The following is a 17,872-nucleotide window of genomic DNA, read 5'->3' as shown; positions in this document are numbered from 1 at the left end:
ATGACCGACAAGCACGCCAAGATCGTCATCACCGGAGCCGCCGGGCTGGTCGGGCAGAACCTGATCGTCGAGCTCAAGCAGCAGGGGTATACCCAGCTGGTGGCCATCGACAAGCACGCGCACAACCTGGACATCCTGCAGAAGCTGCACCCGGATGTGCGCGTGGTGCTGGCCGACCTGGCCGAGCCGGGCGCCTGGGCCGGCGAGTTCAACGGCGCCGCCTGCGTGGTGCAGCTGCATGCACAGATCACCGGCAAGACCACCGACCTGTTCGTGCGCAACAACATCACCGCCACCGGCCATGTGCTGAAGGCAACCCAGGGCGCGGCCGTGCCCTACATGGTGCACATCAGTTCGTCGGTGGTGAACTCGGTCGCCAAGGATGACTACACCAACACCAAGCGCGAGCAGGAAGAGATGGTGGTGGCCAGCGGCCAGCGCCACTGCGTGCTGCGTCCCACGCTGATGTTCGGCTGGTTCGACCCCAAGCACCTGGGCTGGCTGTCGCGCTTCATGGCCCGCACGCCGGTGTTCCCGATCCCGGGCGATGGCAGGTTCATGCGCCAGCCGCTGTACGAGCGCGACTTCTGCCGCTGCATTGCCAAGTGCATCGAGACCGAACCGGATGGCGAGGTCTTCGACATCGTCGGTGACACCCGCGTGGACTACGTGGACATCATCCGCACCATCAAGCGGGTGAAGAAGCTGCACACCGTCATCGTGCATATCCCGATCGGCTTCTTCGGCTTCCTGCTGAAGGTCTACAGCCTGTTCAGCAGCAAGCCGCCCTTCACCGCCGACCAGCTGAAGGCACTCAGTGCCGGCGATGATTTCAAGGGCATCGACACCGAGGCCGTGTTCGGCGTGAAGCAGACGCCGTTCGAAGAGGCCATCCGCGAAAGCTACACCGACCCGCGCTACGCGAAGATCGTACTGGAGCGTTGACGCGTGCGAGCAGGACGCTGGTACCTGGGCCAGGGACTGGCCGCCGCATGCCTTCTGGTGGCGCTGCTGCTGTGGATCCGGCCGCCGGTACCGGGGCTGCCGCAGGGCGCTGGCGGTCCCGACGGCGGCTGCGCGGCGTCGGCATCGCCGTTCCTGCGTACCGGTACGGACATCCACCATGCCGCCGTCACCTACTGCGCAGGCGGTGACGCCACGCGCGGTTCCATCAGCCTGCGCCTGCCGGCCGACCCCGCGGCACGACCGCAGCTTGCGGTCGCCGGCTACATCGACGGGGAGGCCGTGCGCCTGCGCATCGCCCCGGAAGATGGCGGGGAATCGCTCTATGTGATCCAGCAGGCGGGCGAGCAATGGCAGCCGCTGAACATCCGCGTGCCAGAGAGCTGGTCGGGACGCCCCCTGCGCGTGGAGCTGGATGACCAGGGAACGGGATTCCGGCAGTGGGCCGGCATCGGCCTGCTGCGCGAGCCCGGACACCTGGACAGCACCATCGCGGCGCTGCTGCTGGCCAGCCTCCTGCTGGGCGTCTTCGCGCTGCCACCCACGACAGGCGACGGCACGGTCATGCCGTGCAGGAAAGCCCGCGTCCGCCGCACCGTGTCACTGGTGTTCCTGGCTGCGTCGGTGGCACTGCTGGGCGCACGCTTGTACCAGGGCGATGTCGCAGGCGTCTGGCACCATCCCGACCAGGCCATTCCGGTCAAAGTCATGGTGGCCATGCACGAGCATGGCGACCTGAACACCGATTGGGCGCGCGCGGACCTGCCTGAGTTCCATGCGTTCCGCTACAACTTCTCCGGTTACATCCAGGCGGCCTACCTGGCCATCCACGCGGTGGCACCGGCGGCATTCGACAACGAGCTTGACCTGCTGCACTGCCTGCTCGAGTTCTCGCGCTGGTCGGCCGCGCTTACCCTGGTGCTGTGCTTCCTGCTGCTGCTGCGCACGCTGGGCGCAGGCTATGCATTGGCCGGCGTGCTTCTGGTCGCAACCGCTCCCCAGTTCCTGCAGGATGCGCATTACGCCCGGCCGGAGCCATGGAGCACCCTGCTGGCGACGCTGGCGTTCGCGCTGGCCTGCCTGGCGCCCCGGCAACGGCGGGGCCAGTACGCGCTCCTGGCCGCGCTGGGCATGATCGCCGGCCTGCTGACGACCGTGAAGTTCACCTACGCCGTTTTCACCCTGTACTGCGTCGCGGTGGCCTGGCAACCGGCACGGCAGGCACCCGGACTGGCGCGGCAACTGCAGCAGCTGGGCATGTCCGGCGGCGTATCGCTGGCGGGGTTCGTCTTCGGCATCTGCCTGGGCTCACCGGCCATCGTGGCCGACCTGCCCGGCTTCCTGGCGGGCATCCAGGCGCTGGACCACCAGTACGGCGGGGGCCATCCCCCGTTCGGGCCGATGACGCACGGGCTGGTCCCGCAATGGCACTGGATCACCGGTTACTACCTGGCCACCCTCGGCCTGCCCTTGGTGGTGCTGCATGTGCTGGGCTACTTCCGCGCCTCGCTGGCGCCGGCCAAGGCCGGCTTCCTGGCGGTCTTTGCCATTACGTTTGGCGCCTTCCTGGTCCAGTCGGTGTTCTTCGAACGCAACCTGACCGCGTTGGTACCGGCCTTCATGATGATTGCCGTGGCGGGCGCCGCCAACATCGAGCGGTTCGCTGCGGCCCGCCTCGCGCTGCAGCGCCCCTTGGCCCGCACGCTGCTGCACCTGGCCTGCGTGGGTCTGCTGGTGCTGGCAGGCGCCTGGGGCATGTCGGTCAGCGCCCGGCTGGTGCCCTATTTCGACCGCATCCAGCTGCAGCAGATGCTGGATGAACGCACCGACCGGCTGCAGGGCATCGCTGCGGAAATGGGCGCCGTACGCACCGAGGTCATCACGTTCCCCCAGGTATTGGGCATGGACCTCCCACCACCCTCGACGGACTGTGTGCTGTTCATCGGCACCTCGTTCAACGACGACTGGTCAAGGCGCTATTATTCCCAGATGGATCAGTCATTTATCCGGATTGGCAGAATCGCCTCGGATTTCGACGACGTCCCGACCGGTACCCTGCACATCTACCACAGCCCGGCGTACGAATTGTTCGCCACGCGCCCGGCGTGCCGTCTCACGGCGCTCCCCACTTCCTTCCATTGAAACGATTGCCATGACCCAGAAGCGATTTGCCATCATCGGCGCAGGCCCCATGGGCCTGATGGCCGCCGTGAAACTCCTCGACCAGGGCCATTCGGTCACGATCTACGAACGTGACGACCGCATTGGCGGCATGTCGGCCAATTTCGATTTCGATGGGCTGTCGATCGAACGCTACTACCACTTCATCTGCAAGACCGATTACCCCCTGTTCGCGCTGCTCGAGCGCTATGGCCTGTCCAAGGCGCTGTGCTGGACCGACACCAAGATGGGCTATTTCTACAAGGGAAAGCTCTACAAGTGGGGCAACCCGTTCGCACTGCTGGCCTTCCCCCACCTCGGGCCGATCAGCAAGTTCCGCTATGCGCTGCACGTGATGTACACCAAGGGCATCAAGGACTGGACGGCGCTGGACAAGGAAGAGGCCGGCACGTGGATCCGCCGCTGGGTCGGCCAGAAGGCCTATGACGTGATGTGGAAGGATGCCTTCCGCCTGAAGTTCTTCGAGTTCAAGGACAACCTGTCGGCCAGCTGGATCGGCACGCGCATCAAGCGCGTGGCCCTGTCCCGCCGCAACCTGATGAACGAGAGCATGGGCTACCTGGAAGGGGGCTCGATGACCCTGCTCGAGCGCATGGTGCAGGACATCCAGGCCCGTGGCGGCCGCATCGAACTGTCCCGCGGCATCGATGAAGTGGTTTCCGAGAACGGCAAGGTCACCGGCGTCTCGATCGGTGGCGCGTTCACGGCCTACGATGCGGTGATCTCCACCGCGCCGATCCAGTACGTGCCGGCCCTGGTGCCGGGCCTGCCGGCCGACTTCCGCGACAAGGTCGCGGCAGTGCAGAACATTCCCGTCGCCTGCGTGATCCTCAAGCTCAAGCACGCGGTGAGCGAGAACTTCTGGATGAACATCAGCGATCCGGGCATCGAGATCCCGGGCGTGATCGAGTACAGCAACCTCAACCCGGGCCACGATCCGGAGCAGAAGATCCTGTACGCGCCGTACTACATGCCCAAGACCCATCCGAAGTGGCAGCAGTCCAACGCCGAGCTGATCGAGGAAGTGCTGGGCTACCTGGCGCGCATCAACCCGGCCTTCAAGCGTGACTGGGTGCTGGCGTCGCACTGCCATCGCTATGAGTTCGCGCAGACGATCTGCCCGCCGGGCTTCCAGGACATGCTGCCGTCGATGCGCACGCCGGTGCAGGGCTTCTTCATGGCCGACACCGCCTACTACTACCCGGAAGACCGCTCGATCAACGAGAGCATCAACACCGCCCAGGCACTGGTGGACGAGGCACTGCGCTGATGAATCCGAGGTCAGGCGCCGTGCGCGCCCGCTTGTCGCAGTGGTTCCATCCGCAGCACCCGGCGTTCCTGCTGGCGATCCTGCTGGTGCCGATGATGGCCGTGCGCGCCTACCTCGTGCTCCGCTTCGGCAGCAGCAGCCCGTTCTGGGACCAGTGGGATGCCGAGTTCGACAACCTGCTGCTGCCCTACCTGCGGGGCGAACTCGGGCTGGGCCACTTCTTCGCGGCCCACAACGAGCACCGCATCCTCTTCACGCGCCTGATCTCGCTGGGCCTGTTCTCCGCCAACGGCAACCAGTTCGATGCCAAGGTGGAGATGCTGTTCAACATCCTCCCGCATGCGGCAGCCCTGGGCGCGATGGCATTCGTTGGCATGCGCACGCTGCCGGCAACGGCACGCCCCTTCCTTGTGCTGGGCGTGTTCGCACTCACCGCCGCGCCGTTTGGATGGGAAAACCTGATCGCCGGCTTCCAGAACCAGTTCTTCATCCTGGCGCTGCTTTCGGTGGTGACGGTCTGGCTGGCATCGGCCGACGTGCTTGACCGCCGACGCCTGCTGGCCATGGTGGCCTGTGCCGTCCTGGCGCTGTTCACGATGGCCACGGGCGTGCTTGCGGCAGCCGCCGCAGCGGGGCTGCTGATCTACCGCCTGCTGGGCCGCGACATCAACACGCGCACCGGTTGGCTGGGCGTGGTGCTGATGATGGCCATTGCCGGCGCGGGCCTGCTGGCCATGCCGGCGGCACCCCATGGCGCGGCGTTCCACGCACAGTCCATGGCGCAGTTCATCGAAGCGCTGAAGCACACCCTGAGCTGGCCGATGCGCCCAAACTGGGCCAGTGTCCTGGTGCTGTGGGCACCGACGATCACGCTCACGGTCGTGTTGCTGAAGCGCCTGCTGTCACGCCAACCTGCAACCCGTGGCGAGCGCTTTGCCTTCGCCATCGCCGGCTGGGTCCTGGTCCAGGCGGTCGCGATGGCCTACTCGCGCGGCGTCGAGGTGCACAACGGGGTGACCTCGCGCTACACCGACCTGCTGGCCATCGGCGTCATCAACAACCTGTGGCTCGTCCTCCATGCGGCCTTCCGGCATGGGCGTGCGCTCCCGCAGTGGGCAAAGGCCACCGTGCCTGCCGTCTTCATCGGCTGGCTGGCGCTGTCGTCGTACCCCATCTTCATGGCATCCCAGGCCAGCATGGCGCACCGCGCGGTGATCGGTTCGGACCAGGAACGCATCCTGGCCGCGTACCTTGCCGACGGCAATGTCGACGCCCTCCGGAATGCGCCCGGCCTGCTGCCCTACCCGGATGCCGATCGCCAGGCGCGGCTGCTCGACAGCACCGAGGGCGCCTCGATGATGCCCGCGGAGATCAGGCGTCCGCTGGCGTTCAGCCCCACGGCATGCACTGGCATCAGCCACCCGGGTGCCTACTTCGCCCTGGGCAACAGGCCGCAGGCGCTGGGCACCTACGAGCCGGCGTCCGGCGATGCCAATACCACCGAGTGCAGCAGCGAGCCCGTCGCCTTCGAGGGTGGCCGCGTGGTCTATTTCCAGGGTGGCTACGGCCCGCCGCTGGTGTCGGCCACGCTGGTCGGCAAGCAGCACACCATCGAGCTGGTGAAGCGCGGCGTGGCCGGCGAGCGCTGGCAGGGGCATGTCCTCACGCTGCCGGCGGATGAGTACCGCCTGCGCATCGTCGACAACGACCCCCATGGCTGGGTCGCCGTGACGCCTCCGACCCCCGTCGGCGCGCTCACCGCACTGCGGATGTGGGCCGAGGAGCGCCGGGGCCCTGCGCTGTTCCTCGCGCTGGTGCTGACCCTGATGCTGCTCACCGTCGCGGTGGTCCGATCAACCCATAGCAGTGGGGAGGCGCTCGCATGAGCCGCCAGTTCCTGCTGTTCGTCATCTGTGGCGGCACCGCGGCGGCGGTCAACGTGGGCAGCCGCATCCTGTTCAGCCTCGCCGTACCGTTCGAGGTTGCCGTGTGCCTGGCCTACGGGCTGGGCATGCTGACGGCCTTCATCCTCAACCGCGTGCTGGTTTTCAAGGGCTCGGACCGCCCGATCGGCCAGCAGGTGGCGTGGTTTGTCGGCATCAACGTCATCAGCCTGCTGCAGACGCTGGCCATCAGCGTCCTCCTCAAGCGCTGGCTGCTGCCGGCGCTGGAATGGCCGCTGGACATCCCGCTCAGCGCCCATCTGGTCGGCGTCGCCGTCCCGATCGTCACCGCCTACCTGGGGCACAAGCACTTCACGTTCGCGCGCAGCAAGGGCAGCTGAACCTGAACGTTCACGCTGCGGCCCCCTCGGCCGCACAGTAAACTAGGGGGTCGATCCCTTTGTCACCGATGAATGGAAGCCTATCCCAGCTCCCCGCTGCACCTCCTGCGCAGCCTGCGCCATAACCGCGGGCTGGTCCTGGCCCTCGCCGCCCGCGAGATTGCCGCCCGTTACCGGGGGTCGCTGCTGGGCCTTGCCTGGGCCCTGGTCCAGCCGGTCTTCATGCTGGCCATCTACACCTTCGTTTTCAGCGAGGTGTTCAAGGCACGCTGGCCCGGCGGCAGCGGCTCGCGCACCGAGTTCGCCCTGGTCCTGTTCAGTGGCCTGCTGGTGTTCAACCTGTTCTCCGAAGTGTTCAACCGCGCGCCCACTCTCATCGTGGGCAACGCGAACTACGTGAAGAAGGTTGTCTTCCCGCTCGAAGTGCTGCCCTGGGTGAGCGTGCTCACCGCCATGTTCAGCCTGGCGGTGAACCTGGTGGTGTGGCTGCTGTTCTACCTGGTCTCGACCGGCCTGCCGCCGGTGACCGCCCTGCTCGCCCCGGTGGTCATGCTGCCGATGGTGCTGTTCATGACCGGCGTGGCCTGGCTGCTGTCGGCACTGGGCGTATTCCTGCGCGACACCGCACAGATCACGGCCATCATCACCACCGCGGTGATGTTCCTGACCCCCATCTTCTATCCGATCGACGCGATCCCGGCCTCGCTGCGCCCGTTCCTCAACATCAACCCGCTGGCGCCGATCGTCGCGCAGATGCGTGATGTCCTGATCTGGGGCAAGGGCCTGGACCCGGTGCTGTACCCCATCTGCCTGCTGGTCTCGGCACTGGTGTTCGTCGCTGGCTTCGCCTTCTTCCAGCGCACGCGCAGGGGGTTTGCCGATGTGCTCTGACATCGCGATCCAGGTGCGCGACCTGGGCAAGTGTTTCAACATCTACGAAAAGCCGGCGCATCGCCTGATGCAGATGCTCTGGCGTGGCCGCCGGCAGTACTACCGCGAATTCTGGGCACTGCGCGAAGTCGGCTTCACGATCCGTCGCGGCGAGACGGTCGGCATCATCGGCCGCAACGGTGCCGGCAAATCCACCTTGCTGCAGATGATCTGCGGCACCCTCACCCCGACCGAGGGCGAGATCACGGTCAATGGCCGGGTCGCCGCGCTGCTGGAGCTCGGCGCCGGCTTCAATCCGGAATTTTCGGGCCGCGAGAACGTCTACCTGGCAGCTTCGCTGTATGGCGTCGATCGCGAGACGGTGTCCAAGCGCTTCGATGCCATCGCGGCATTTGCCGATATCGGCGCCTTCATCGAACAGCCGGTGAAGACCTACTCCAGCGGCATGTATGTGCGACTGGCGTTTGCGGTGATCGCGCACGTGGATGCGGACATCCTCATCATCGATGAGGCGTTGAGCGTGGGTGATGCCTACTTCCAGCAGAAGTGCATGCGCTTCCTGGCGGGGTTCCAGCGCCAGGGCGGCACCCTGCTGTTCGTCAGCCATGACATGGGCGCGGTCAACGCGCTGTGCGCGTCGGCCGTGCTGCTGCGCCGCCAGGAAGGGCATTACCTGTGCGATGTGGGCAGTGCGCGCGAGATCTCGGCCATCTACCTGCGCGACCTGTATGCCGACCGCATGGACGCCCCCGAAGTGTCCGCACCGCAGGCGGCCCGGGCGGGCAACTACCAGGCCAGCAACGTGCAGTCCACGCATTTCCACGCGGGCAGCTTCCGCCCGGACGCCGAGGGATTCGGCGCCGGCGGCGCGACCATCGAGGACGTGGTGTTCACCGATGTGGATGGCAACGCGCTCACCGAGTTCACCTCCGGTGATGACGTTCGCCTGTGCATTTCCGCGCGTGCCGGCAAGGCCCTGGCCTACCCGGCGGTCGGCTTCATGCTGAAGGACCGCAAGGGCCAGTTCGTCGTTGCCGAAAGTTCGGACAGCTACCTGCGCGAAGAAGCGATTTCGGTCGATGCCGGCAGCGCGTTCACGGTCACGTTCCAGATGCGCCTGCCGCGCCTGATACGTGGCGAATACAGCCTGGATGTAGCCCTCGCCGAAGGCCCCGGCGATGATCACGTGCAGCATCACTGGCTGCACGATGTGATCGTCCTGACGGCCCTCAACTCCCAACTCGTCCATGGCATCTCCGGCGCCGAACCGCTGGATGTCTCGTTCCGCACGTCGCACACCACATGACCACGATCAACGGGCGCCATGGCGTCTTCGAAACCCTTCCGGGCGACTCCGTCGTCGCCGATTCGCTCCGCTGGTATGGCGAATGGGCCGAGACCGAGCTGGACCTGCTGCGCCGCTTCGTCCCCTCCGGCGGTGTCGTGGCCGACGTCGGCTCGTTCATCGGCACCCATGCCATCGCACTGGCCCGTGCCACCGGCCCGCTGGGGCGCGTGCTGGCCTTCGAGCCGCGCCGCGACACCTTCGCCGTGCTTGGCCGCAACATCCAGCGCAATGCGCTGGAGGCGATCATCGAGGCCCGCAACGTTGGTGTCTCCAGCCAGCCAGGCAGCATCCGCCTGCTGGATCCGGAGGAAGGCAGCCAGAACCTGGGAAGCCTGGCCCTGGTCGACCATCACGAGGGTTACGAAGTCGCGTTGATCACCCTGGACATGCTGGAACTGCCGCGCCTGGACCTGATCAAGATCGACGTCGAGGGCATGGAAGCCGACGTGATCCATGGCGCGCGGGACACGCTGCAGCGCTGCCGGCCGGTGGTGTTCGCCGAGTGCAATTCGGTCAGTGGCGCCGCATCGACGCTGGCCGCGTCCGAACAGCTGGGCTATCGCGCGTTCGGTGCGATCTATCCGGCGTATAACCCGGACAACATCAACCGCTGCCCGGACAACTTCTTCGGCAGCAATGCCGAGTGCGCGCTGTTCCTAGTACCGGAAGAACGCGTGGATGACCTGCCCCTGCAGGACATGCGGCCGATCAACATCCTGGAAGACGTGGTGGCCCTGCTGCTCGAGAAGCCGCAGTACCTGCCGGAGATGCTGCCGGATGCGCCGAAGGTGGAAGCGGTGCGCCGCCAGGCAATGCACGCCACCCCCGAAGAAGCGCAGGTCCGCCCGCCGCTGCACGTGGTGGTTCCCTTCTATCGCAACGAACAGCTCGTCGCCCCGTTGATGCGCGGGCTGCGCAACGTCGCCAGCGAGCTGGCTGCCGCACGCGCCTCGGTCTGGTTCTACAACGACAGCCCTGGCCACGACGGCCTGGCGCGGGCCCTGGATGATGCACTGCAGGCCGGCCTGGAGGGCGTACCGCTGCAGGGCATCGCCAACGAGGACAACCTGGGCTTCATCGGCACCTGCAACCGCGCGTTCGCCCGCGCGATCGCAGAGGGTGCCGACGTGCTGCTGCTCAATTCGGATACCGAAGTGATGCCCGGTGCGATCAGCGAAATGCTGGCCGTCGCCGGCCTCGATCCCATGTTCGGTTTCGTCTGCCCCCGCAGCAACAATGCCACCCTGGCCAGCCTGCCCCACTCGCTGGAGCACCAGGACGTCAGCGCCGCCGAAGCCTTCGCCCGCTTCGCGCCGCTGGCACGAAGGCTGCCACGCTGCACCCTGGCGCCGACCGCCATCGGCTTCGCGCTCTGGATCCGTGGCACGCTGCTGGCCGAGTTCGGCGTGTTCGACACCGCGTATGGCAAGGGCTACAACGAAGAAAACGACCTGATCATGCGCGCCAACCGCGCGGGTTATCGTGCGGTGCTGGCCAACCATGCCTTCGTATGGCACCAGGGCGAGCAGTCCTTCGCCACCACTCAGCAGCAGCGCAGCGAGCGCGACGCACACAACGGGGCGTTGCTGCGCGCGCGCTATCCGGAATACCCGAAGCTGGTCGAACGCTACTACCACTCGCCCGAGTACCGTGCCGAGACGCTGCTGGAAGCGCTTGAACCGGCTGATGCGCCGCGGATGATCGCGTTCGATTTCTCCTCGTTCGGCGCCTTCCACAACGGCACGTTCGAGTCGGGGGTGAAGCTGGTCGCCGCGGCACTGCGCTCCTGGCCCGACGACGTGCGCATCGGCGTGATCATGAGCCGGCAGGCCTGGGACTTCCACGGCATGCCGCGCCTGGCGGGCCTGACCCGCCTTGAGCCCGGCCAGAGCAACGGGCAGGCGGCAGCCGTCGTGCGCATCGGCCAGCCCTACCAGGTGGACGTGCTCACCCGGCTGTTCAGCACCGCGCCAGTGGTGGGCATTTTCATGCTCGACACCATCTCCAGCGACTGCGGCTACCTGGCGCTGGACATGGACGAGGACATCTGGCGCTTCGCGCTGGAGAACATGAGCGTGCTGTTCACCAATTCCGCTTTCACCCTGGACCGCATCCGCCAGCGCTACGCCATCGGCCCGCACGTGATGCAGAGCGTGTCGCGGCACTCGCTGGATCCGGCGGACTATGCCGCGTACGACCCGGCAGCGGCCGCCGGAAGCCATGTCCTGGTGATCGGCAACCACTACGCCCACAAGTTCGTGAAGGAAACGGCGGACGCACTGGCCAGTGCACTGCCGGGCCGCAGGATCATCGCCATCGGCTACCCGCAGGAAGGCGAGCGTTCGAAGGACATCGAGGCATTCCAGGCCGGTCACATCGACGACGAAACGTTCCGTGCGTTCTATCGCGATGCCGAGCTGGTGGTGTTCCCGAGCCACTATGAGGGCTTCGGTTTCCCGGTCCTGCATGCACTGGCGCACCGCCGCCCGGTGTTCGTGCGCGATACCGGGCTGAACCGGGAACTGGCCGGCCAGATAGCCACGTCAGCCAACATCCACCGCTATGACACCACCGGCGAACTGGTCGCGCGCCTCGGCGCCGGCATCCCGGCCTGGAACGAAGAGCGGCGCGAAGGCGAAGCAGACGGGTGGCGGCGTTCGGCGCTGGAGGTCTATGACACCCTGGACGAGGCCATGCGCCGCGTCGATGCGCAGCAGATCGCAACGACCCTGCGCCGCCTGGACGGACTGGCGGCGACGTTGCCGCCGCCCTCGCTGCGCACGTCCGGCCAGCGCGCCGGCGTCCGCCTGGGGCACCTGATCGACCGCGCGTTGCGCGTGCCCGGCATGTCCAGGCTGGCACGCGGACTGGCCCGGCTGTACCGCGGCGCGCGCGGGCGCTGAGGCACTGAGGCACTGAGGCACTGAGGCGGGATGCCAGCGGTGGCGCGCTGGCGTCGGCCCCCTTGCCGTGTGAAGAAGGCTTCCCAGGGGGCATCACCCGGTGTGGTAGGTTTCAGGCGCTGCCGGCATGTCAGCGCCCCTTCCCCTTCCACGGATAGACCTGGTTCATGGCCCTTGCTGAAAAGCTGCTGCCGAATCCGGACAAGAACATTCCCTTTCTCGACGCGGTACGCGGGATCGCCGTGCTCTTCGTCCTCGTGCGCCATGCCTGGGGCTTTTCCTGGTCGCCATCGGCCAGCATCGCCGGCGTGGAGCTGTCACGCATCATCGTGATGATGTCCTCGGGCGTGGACCTGTTCTTCGTCCTCAGCGGTGTCCTGCTCTCCACCCGGTTCCTGCGCGCCGATGCCAGTGGCAAGCCGGCACCGGACTACCTGCCCTACCTCAAGGCACGCGTGCTGCGGATCGGCCCACCCTATTGGCTGGTGCTGTTCCTGGTGGTCCTGTTCTACACCCCGGCATTCATTCCCCAGGAAAAGGTCTGGAGCGCTGCCGGCGCGGTCATCTTCATCTGCCACGTGACGTTCGGCCAGTCGCTGTTCCCGTTTTCCTTCGGCGCTTACACCGTGGGAACGCCGTTCTGGACGCTGACCATCGAGATGCTCTTCTATCTCGTGCTGCCGCTGGTGGTCCGTGCCTTCTACCGCGGGCGCTGGTGGCAGGGCATCGTCGTCGCCTTCCTGCTCAGCGGCGCGTGGCTCTACCTGTGCCGCTACCATCTCGATGGCTTCGTTGATTTCCTGCAGCGGCATACCTTTGGCTTCAGCTGGTCACAGGAAGGCATCCGCTTCTTCCTCAGCCACCAGATCCTGGGCTACCTGCCGCACTTCGCGATCGGCATCGGCATCAGTGCGCTGCTGCTGAAGCCGCGCACGCACCCCCTGCTGAGCGAAACCGCCGGCCTGCTCTATGCGCTGCTGGGCGCCGTGCTGCTGCTTGCCTTCATGTTCAAGCTCGGCGGCCTGTCGCTGGCCTACGGCTTCCAGGATCCCACGGCCTACTTCCGCACGGACGACCGGCCTGCGCGGCTGTTCTACTACCTGGAATCGATGCCGTTTGCTGTCGCCTATGGCCTCATCATCCTTGGCCTTTCACTCGGCAGCAGCATGTTCAAGCGCAGCTTCTCCAGCATCCCGGGCCTGGCCCTGTTCGGCGTGCTCGGCTATTCGATCTACCTGATCCACATGCCGCTGCTGTACACCATGAACAACCACTACTGGATCGCGGCGGAGACGCGTCCCTGGTGGCACCTGGCGAAGTTCATGACCGGCGGAACCGCCGTCATCCTGCTGCTCTCGCTGATCCTGTTCCTGACCGTCGAGAAGCCCTCGATGATCTGGTCCGCACGCGCCAGCCAACGCGTGCGGCCCCCCGCGCGGCCCAGCACCGAAGGGCGCTGAACCGCGGCGGCCGTCCGGCAGCGTCAGATCGTTGCCGGATAGTTCCCGAAGCCGGGACGCGCCACCGAAGCAAATTCGGCCGACAGCGACTCTGCCACGCCGCCGCGATCGAACAGGTTCAACTCCGACGGCTCGGTGCCGAACACGGCGCGGACCTGCGCGCCCAGGTCGCCGGATGCCAGCTTCATGGGCAGGCGGAAACCGCGGAACGATGCCACCACGTCGCCCTGTGCCGCGTCGGGTGAGAACTGGACGATGACCTGGCTCTCATCCGTGCGGTCGCGCGCAACCCAGCCCACATCGATGCCATATCCAAACTGCTGGCCTGCACTGACCACCAGCTTGCGGATCGCATCCTCATGCGCCCGGGCCAGCACGCCGGACTGCACGAACGCATCCACCTGCCGGCGGAACAACGGGTAGCGCAGATCGATGATCGCCTCGTTGGCAGGTACCGTGGTCGCATTGAGCGACACGATGCCGGCATCCAGGTTGGAACCGCGGCCGTGGTGGAACACGTAGGTGCCCGGCGCCAGCACGATGCGGTAACCGGCGGCGAGGCTGCGCAGGCTCCAGTCCGTCTCTTCGCAGTAACCGCGGCCGAAACACGGGTCCATGATGCCGACCTCGCGCACGACATCGGTGGAGATCAGGATGCAGAACGAGATGCCTGCCGGAATATCCATGGCGGCATCGCCGAAATGACCCGCCAGGCCGGCATGCACCCAGTCAACCACGCCCTGGTCATGCAGGAAGCGGTTGGGATCTTCATTGGGCAGCGAATAGATCGAAACGTTGTTGGACCAGGCGGTGACCGAACCCACACCGGGCTGCCGGGACACCTCCAGCATCTGCCCCATCAGGTCGCGCGGGTACAGCACGTCCGAATTGCTGATCACCACGTAGTCGTAGCCGCGCTTGACCGCAGTCAGCATGCCCAGGCTCACGTTGCGCGGAATGCCGAGGTTGCGCGGCGTCCGGTAATACATGACGTCGCGCTCGCGGCAGAACGCAGCCAGCTCCTCGCTCCAGCCCGGCTCCGGGCTGGCATCGTCCAGCACCAGCACATCGATCTGCGCGTGCGTCTGGTCCATGCGGATCGCACTTTCGATGGCGGCAGGCACGAAGGCCCGTCCGTTGTAGACGGTGATGCAATGCAGGATGCGTGGCCGGGTCATCAGAGGAACCGCCGCAGCTTGCCGCTGAAGATCGCTGCAATCTGCACCGCGCGCGACGAACGCACGCGCTCGAACCGCTCCTTCAGCTCGGCATGCTCGGCAACCAGGGCAGGCGGCACCACCGGCACGACCCGCTGCGTGGCCTGCTCGACCTTGATGCGCTCCAGTTCGGAACGTGCGCTGATCAGCTCACGGCTCATCGACGTCAGGCGCGACGTCAGGTCCATCACGCGGGCGTTGGCGACTTCGAAGTCGATCAGCGCCTGCTCCAGGGAAATTCCATCCAGGTCAGTGGTATTCATGCGTTCAATATTCCATTAGTGGCGCGGTGCGCCAGCCAGGATCTGGCGGTAGGCGTGGACGAGGTCAGTGGCCGTTGCGTCCCAGGTCAATGGGGCACCACTTGCAAGGATGTGGCGGATGTTGCGCGCGCCCTGCTGCGGGTCCGCCAGCAGCTGCTGGCAGTAGTCGGCCATGTGCGCCGGGTCCCAGTCACGCGGCAGGTCAGGCGAATCGATCAGCTCGCGGAGCGGCCCGAAGTTGACGTGCGCGGTGGGCGTGCCCATGGCTGCCGCTTCGAAGGGCACCAGGCCGAATCCCTCGGCGGAGGTTGGGTACAGCACGATGGCCGCATGGCGCAGCAGCCAGTTGCGCGCGGCGCTGCTGACATCGGGCAGCACCAGCAGCGCGTCCTCGTCGGATGCCCGCCGTGCCAGGGCCTCTTCCTGCCGCGACGAGCCCTTGGCCACCACGGCACCCGCCAGCACCAGCCCGATGGCATGCCCGCGCTCGCGCAGGGTGTTCCAGGTACGGATGGCCAGGTCACGGTTCTTGTGCGAATAGCTCGCGCCGAGCACCAGCAGGAACGGCATCGCGGCCATGCCACGGGCGACCAGCTCGGCCGGAATCTGCTCCACATCGGTATCGGCGAGGTGGTCACCGCCATTCTTGGCAATGTGGACGCGCTGGAGGTCGATCGGCAACCGCTCCTCGACCACGGAATCGCGGGTGTCTGCCGAAATGGCCACGATCGCATCGGCGTTGCGCGCGGCCGTCTCGATGTTGCTGCGGTACTGCAGCCAACGCTCGCCGCTGTCGTGGTAACTGCCGATCCGGTAGGCGATCAGATCCTGCAGGGTCACCACCGTGCGCTTGGCCAGCTGGCGCCAGCGATCCCAGGGAATCAGGCTGTCGGGCTGGAAGGGACGATGCAGGATGTCCACTTCGTCGGCGCCCTCGAAGCGCAGGTCCGCCGCATTGCACAGGGTTACCTTCGGCTGCAGCATCAGGTCGGCGGCATAGACCGGCAGGTGACCGTGCGGCACGGCCAGGATCACCCGGCTGACATCCTCGCGGCGCAGCAGCGCGCGCACCAGCGCCAGGGTCTGCACCTGGGTGCCCATCTCCATCGGCCCCAGGCAGGAGCCGTCGATCAGGATCCGCAGTCCCTGCACCTTCGACCTGGCAACATCCAGGGCGATGGCCAGCGGCGATTTTTCCGATGCACGCAGCTGGTCATGCAGGGCCGGGAAACTGGCATCGGCCGCATGCAGCGATGCGCGCGATCCCGCATCTTCGGTGGCTTCCACCGGAGCACCCGCCGCCGTCCACTGCGCGGTGACGTAGGTGCCGGCGTCGAGCACGTGGCGGAAGCCGCGGCGTGCGCTGCGCAGGCCGAACTCGGCCAGCGACAGCGAGACGAGATTGTCGCGCTGGTCGTCCAGCCCGCCCAGCGCGCGCAGCACGGATGCGTTCACCAGTACGGCCGGTCCCACCGGAACCTGCAGCGACACCGGCCCGCTGTCCGGCAAGGTCTGCCGGAGGCGCGCACACACGCCCACCTCATCCATGCCACCGATGCCGTAGGGCGTGGGCGAATTGCGGTAGGGGAAACTCAGCATGCCGGCGGCATTGGACAGGAACGATACCGATGCAATGCGCGGGTCGTCGCGCATCCAGGCCAGCGCCCGCTGCAGCACCGCCGGCGGCACCGCGACGGGTGAGCCGGCCACGAGCACCGCCTCAAGGCCGGGGCGCTGTTCGAGCACGCTGGACAGGGCCGCCGACAGCGTCCACGCCGACAGCAGCTGTGCCTTGGCACCCTTGAAGCACTGCTCGGCAGTCACGTTGTCCCAGGCGGCGATGAAGCAGCCGTTGCTGTCCTGCACCTTCTCCAGCGAGCGTACCGAATCGAGCCAGTCCCGCGGCGACCCCGTGATTGCCGCCAGCGTGACGACAGCGCAGGGCTCATCCATGGACGACGACTGGCTCATGCGTACCCCCGCTCGATCAGCCACTGGCCGACACGGCGCGCACCTTCATCGAAGGAAACCTGCGCACGCACGCCCAGCGACGCCGCCAGCGGCGATGCATCGGCAACGGCCCAGCGCACGTCGCCGTCGCGGAACTTGCCGCAGACCACGGGCGCCGGAGCATCGTGCATGGCGGCGATCGCACGGGCAGCATCGGCGATGGTGGTGACCACGCCACTGCCGACGTCGAGGGTGCGCACGCTCGACGGCGGGCTGTGCAGGCCTGCCACCAGGGCTGCCACCACGTCATCGATGTAGACGAAATCGCGCCCGATCAAGCCGTCTTCGTAGATGTCCAGCGCCTGGCCCTTGCGCGCCAGCCGGTGGAACAGCGTGATGATGCCGGTATAGGCGTTGAAGGGCGACTGGCCCGGGCCGTACACGTTCTGCAGGCGGAAGACCGACAGCGGGACCTGCATCGCGCCACACCACGCGGCGAGGATGTGCTCCTGCGCCAGCTTGGTGCCGCCGTACACGCTGGTCGGGGCCGGGAACACGGCATCTGCGCGATGCGGCAGCGGCTGCGCCGGACCCGTGGCCGAAGGGGATGCCGCGTCCCACTGCGCCCGCGCCAGGACGGCATGCGAACGCGGCGGCGGATAGAACGTCGTGCCATCAGCATCCAGCCATGCGCCTTCGCCATATACCGCGCGGCTGGAGGCCAGCAGCACATGGTCAGGCACCAGGTTGCGGGCCGAGAACGCATCGATCATCGCCGTGGTTCCCACGACGTTGACGTGCGCGTGGCGCGACGCCTCGGTCAGTGACTGCCCGGTGCCGGTCTCGGCAGCAAGGTGCACCACGATGGACGGGTGCCAGCGGTCGAGCACCTTTTCCCAGGTCGCGGCCTCGGTGACGTCGCCGACGATCAGCTCCACGTCCGCGTCCAGTGCATCAGGCCGGCGCGATTCCGCGTGGATCTGGGGATGCAGGTTGTCCACCGCCACGATGGGAAGACCAAACGCCTTGAGCTGCGCGGAGAGCGCACACCCGATGAAGCCTGCGCCGCCCGTGACGATTACTGCCTTCTGCATTGTCATGAATTCCTTGTTCGTTCTAGTGGCCGTTGCCACGCAACATCT

Annotated in this window: 13 protein-coding genes; 9 read left to right on the top strand and 4 right to left on the bottom strand. The window is 66.6% G+C overall.

Translation table 11 applies throughout. The features are described from left to right. The 9 genes from C1926_RS07155 (at position 1) to C1926_RS07115 (ending at position 13,300) form a co-directional block, all read left to right on the top strand. Positions 1-945 (top strand): NAD-dependent epimerase/dehydratase family protein, encoded by a 945-nt coding sequence (locus C1926_RS07155; RefSeq protein WP_079220543.1) that lies wholly within the window; start codon positions 1-3, stop codon positions 943-945. A 3-nt stretch (positions 946-948) separates the two neighbouring features. Next, positions 949-3,105 (top strand): hypothetical protein, encoded by a 2,157-nt coding sequence (locus C1926_RS07150; RefSeq protein ID WP_159095046.1) that lies wholly within the window; start codon positions 949-951, stop codon positions 3,103-3,105. A 10-nt stretch (positions 3,106-3,115) separates the two neighbouring features. Continuing rightward, positions 3,116-4,414 carry an NAD(P)/FAD-dependent oxidoreductase gene (locus tag C1926_RS07145; RefSeq protein WP_108758726.1) on the top strand — a complete coding sequence of 433 codons (1,299 nt, stop codon included), beginning with the start codon at positions 3,116-3,118 and terminating at the stop codon, positions 4,412-4,414. Continuing rightward, entirely contained in the window at positions 4,414-6,300 is a 1,887-nt protein-coding gene (locus tag C1926_RS07140) for a hypothetical protein (protein ID WP_159095045.1), read from the top strand. Before C1926_RS07145 ends, C1926_RS07140 begins: the two co-directional genes overlap by 1 nt. Next, entirely contained in the window at positions 6,297-6,698 is a 402-nt protein-coding gene (locus C1926_RS07135; protein WP_108745920.1) for a GtrA family protein, read from the top strand. Before C1926_RS07140 ends, C1926_RS07135 begins: the two co-directional genes overlap by 4 nt. 72 nt (positions 6,699-6,770) lie before the next feature. Continuing rightward, positions 6,771-7,589, top strand: a complete 819-nt coding sequence (locus tag C1926_RS07130; protein WP_079220538.1) for an ABC transporter permease — start codon at positions 6,771-6,773, stop codon at positions 7,587-7,589. After that, positions 7,579-8,895, top strand: a complete 1,317-nt coding sequence (locus C1926_RS07125) for an ABC transporter ATP-binding protein (RefSeq protein ID WP_108758724.1) — start codon at positions 7,579-7,581, stop codon at positions 8,893-8,895. The genes C1926_RS07130 and C1926_RS07125 overlap by 11 nt, the downstream gene beginning before the upstream one ends. Then, on the top strand, positions 8,892-11,840 hold the full coding sequence (locus C1926_RS07120) for an FkbM family methyltransferase (protein WP_108758723.1): 2,949 nt from the start codon (positions 8,892-8,894) through the stop codon (positions 11,838-11,840). Before C1926_RS07125 ends, C1926_RS07120 begins: the two co-directional genes overlap by 4 nt. A 167-nt stretch (positions 11,841-12,007) precedes the next feature. Further along, positions 12,008-13,300, top strand: coding sequence for an acyltransferase (locus C1926_RS07115; RefSeq protein WP_108758722.1), 1,293 nt, complete (start codon positions 12,008-12,010; stop codon positions 13,298-13,300). 23 nt (positions 13,301-13,323) lie between these two features. On the opposite strand, the gene C1926_RS07110 is transcribed toward C1926_RS07115, so the two are convergent. Genes C1926_RS07110 through C1926_RS07095 form a run of 4 tightly spaced genes read right to left on the bottom strand, consistent with a single transcriptional unit; the run spans position 13,324 to position 17,824 of the window. After that, positions 13,324-14,478, bottom strand: a complete 1,155-nt coding sequence (locus tag C1926_RS07110; RefSeq protein ID WP_108758721.1) for a glycosyltransferase family 2 protein — start codon at positions 14,476-14,478, stop codon at positions 13,324-13,326. Next, complete coding sequence (locus C1926_RS07105; RefSeq protein ID WP_079220533.1) at positions 14,478-14,780, bottom strand: hypothetical protein; 303 nt, start codon at positions 14,778-14,780, stop codon at positions 14,478-14,480. Before C1926_RS07105 ends, C1926_RS07110 begins: the two co-directional genes overlap by 1 nt. A gap of 15 nt (positions 14,781-14,795) precedes the next feature. Further along, a complete protein-coding gene (locus C1926_RS07100) occupies positions 14,796-16,751 on the bottom strand; it encodes a glycosyltransferase (protein WP_254057379.1) in 1,956 nt (651 codons plus the stop codon). Further along, positions 16,748-17,824, bottom strand: a complete 1,077-nt coding sequence (locus C1926_RS07095) for an NAD(P)-dependent oxidoreductase (protein ID WP_108758719.1) — start codon at positions 17,822-17,824, stop codon at positions 16,748-16,750. Before C1926_RS07095 ends, C1926_RS07100 begins: the two co-directional genes overlap by 4 nt. Positions 17,825-17,872: the final 48 nt, after the last annotated feature.

It is taken from the genome of Stenotrophomonas sp. ZAC14A_NAIMI4_1 (genome assembly GCF_003086915.1).
Classification (GTDB): domain Bacteria; phylum Pseudomonadota; class Gammaproteobacteria; order Xanthomonadales; family Xanthomonadaceae; genus Stenotrophomonas.
Note: the sequence above shows the minus strand (reverse complement) of the source record. Positions and strands in the feature narration are given on the sequence as shown.

Coding starts and splice junctions, on each gene's coding strand:
- C1926_RS07155 (WP_079220543.1), top strand. CDS start 1: ATGACCGACAAGCACGCCAAGATCGTCATCACCGGAGCCGCCGGGCTG.
- C1926_RS07145 (WP_108758726.1), top strand. CDS start 3,116: ATGACCCAGAAGCGATTTGCCATCATCGGCGCAGGCCCCATGGGCCTG.
- C1926_RS07140 (WP_159095045.1), top strand. CDS start 4,414: ATGAATCCGAGGTCAGGCGCCGTGCGCGCCCGCTTGTCGCAGTGGTTC.
- C1926_RS07135 (WP_108745920.1), top strand. CDS start 6,297: ATGAGCCGCCAGTTCCTGCTGTTCGTCATCTGTGGCGGCACCGCGGCG.
- C1926_RS07130 (WP_079220538.1), top strand. CDS start 6,771: ATGGAAGCCTATCCCAGCTCCCCGCTGCACCTCCTGCGCAGCCTGCGC.
- C1926_RS07125 (WP_108758724.1), top strand. CDS start 7,579: ATGTGCTCTGACATCGCGATCCAGGTGCGCGACCTGGGCAAGTGTTTC.
- C1926_RS07120 (WP_108758723.1), top strand. CDS start 8,892: ATGACCACGATCAACGGGCGCCATGGCGTCTTCGAAACCCTTCCGGGC.
- C1926_RS07115 (WP_108758722.1), top strand. CDS start 12,008: ATGGCCCTTGCTGAAAAGCTGCTGCCGAATCCGGACAAGAACATTCCC.
- C1926_RS07110 (WP_108758721.1), bottom strand. CDS start 14,478: ATGACCCGGCCACGCATCCTGCATTGCATCACCGTCTACAACGGACGG.
- C1926_RS07105 (WP_079220533.1), bottom strand. CDS start 14,780: ATGAATACCACTGACCTGGATGGAATTTCCCTGGAGCAGGCGCTGATC.
- C1926_RS07100 (WP_254057379.1), bottom strand. CDS start 16,751: ATGAGCCAGTCGTCGTCCATGGATGAGCCCTGCGCTGTCGTCACGCTG.
- C1926_RS07095 (WP_108758719.1), bottom strand. CDS start 17,824: ATGCAGAAGGCAGTAATCGTCACGGGCGGCGCAGGCTTCATCGGGTGT.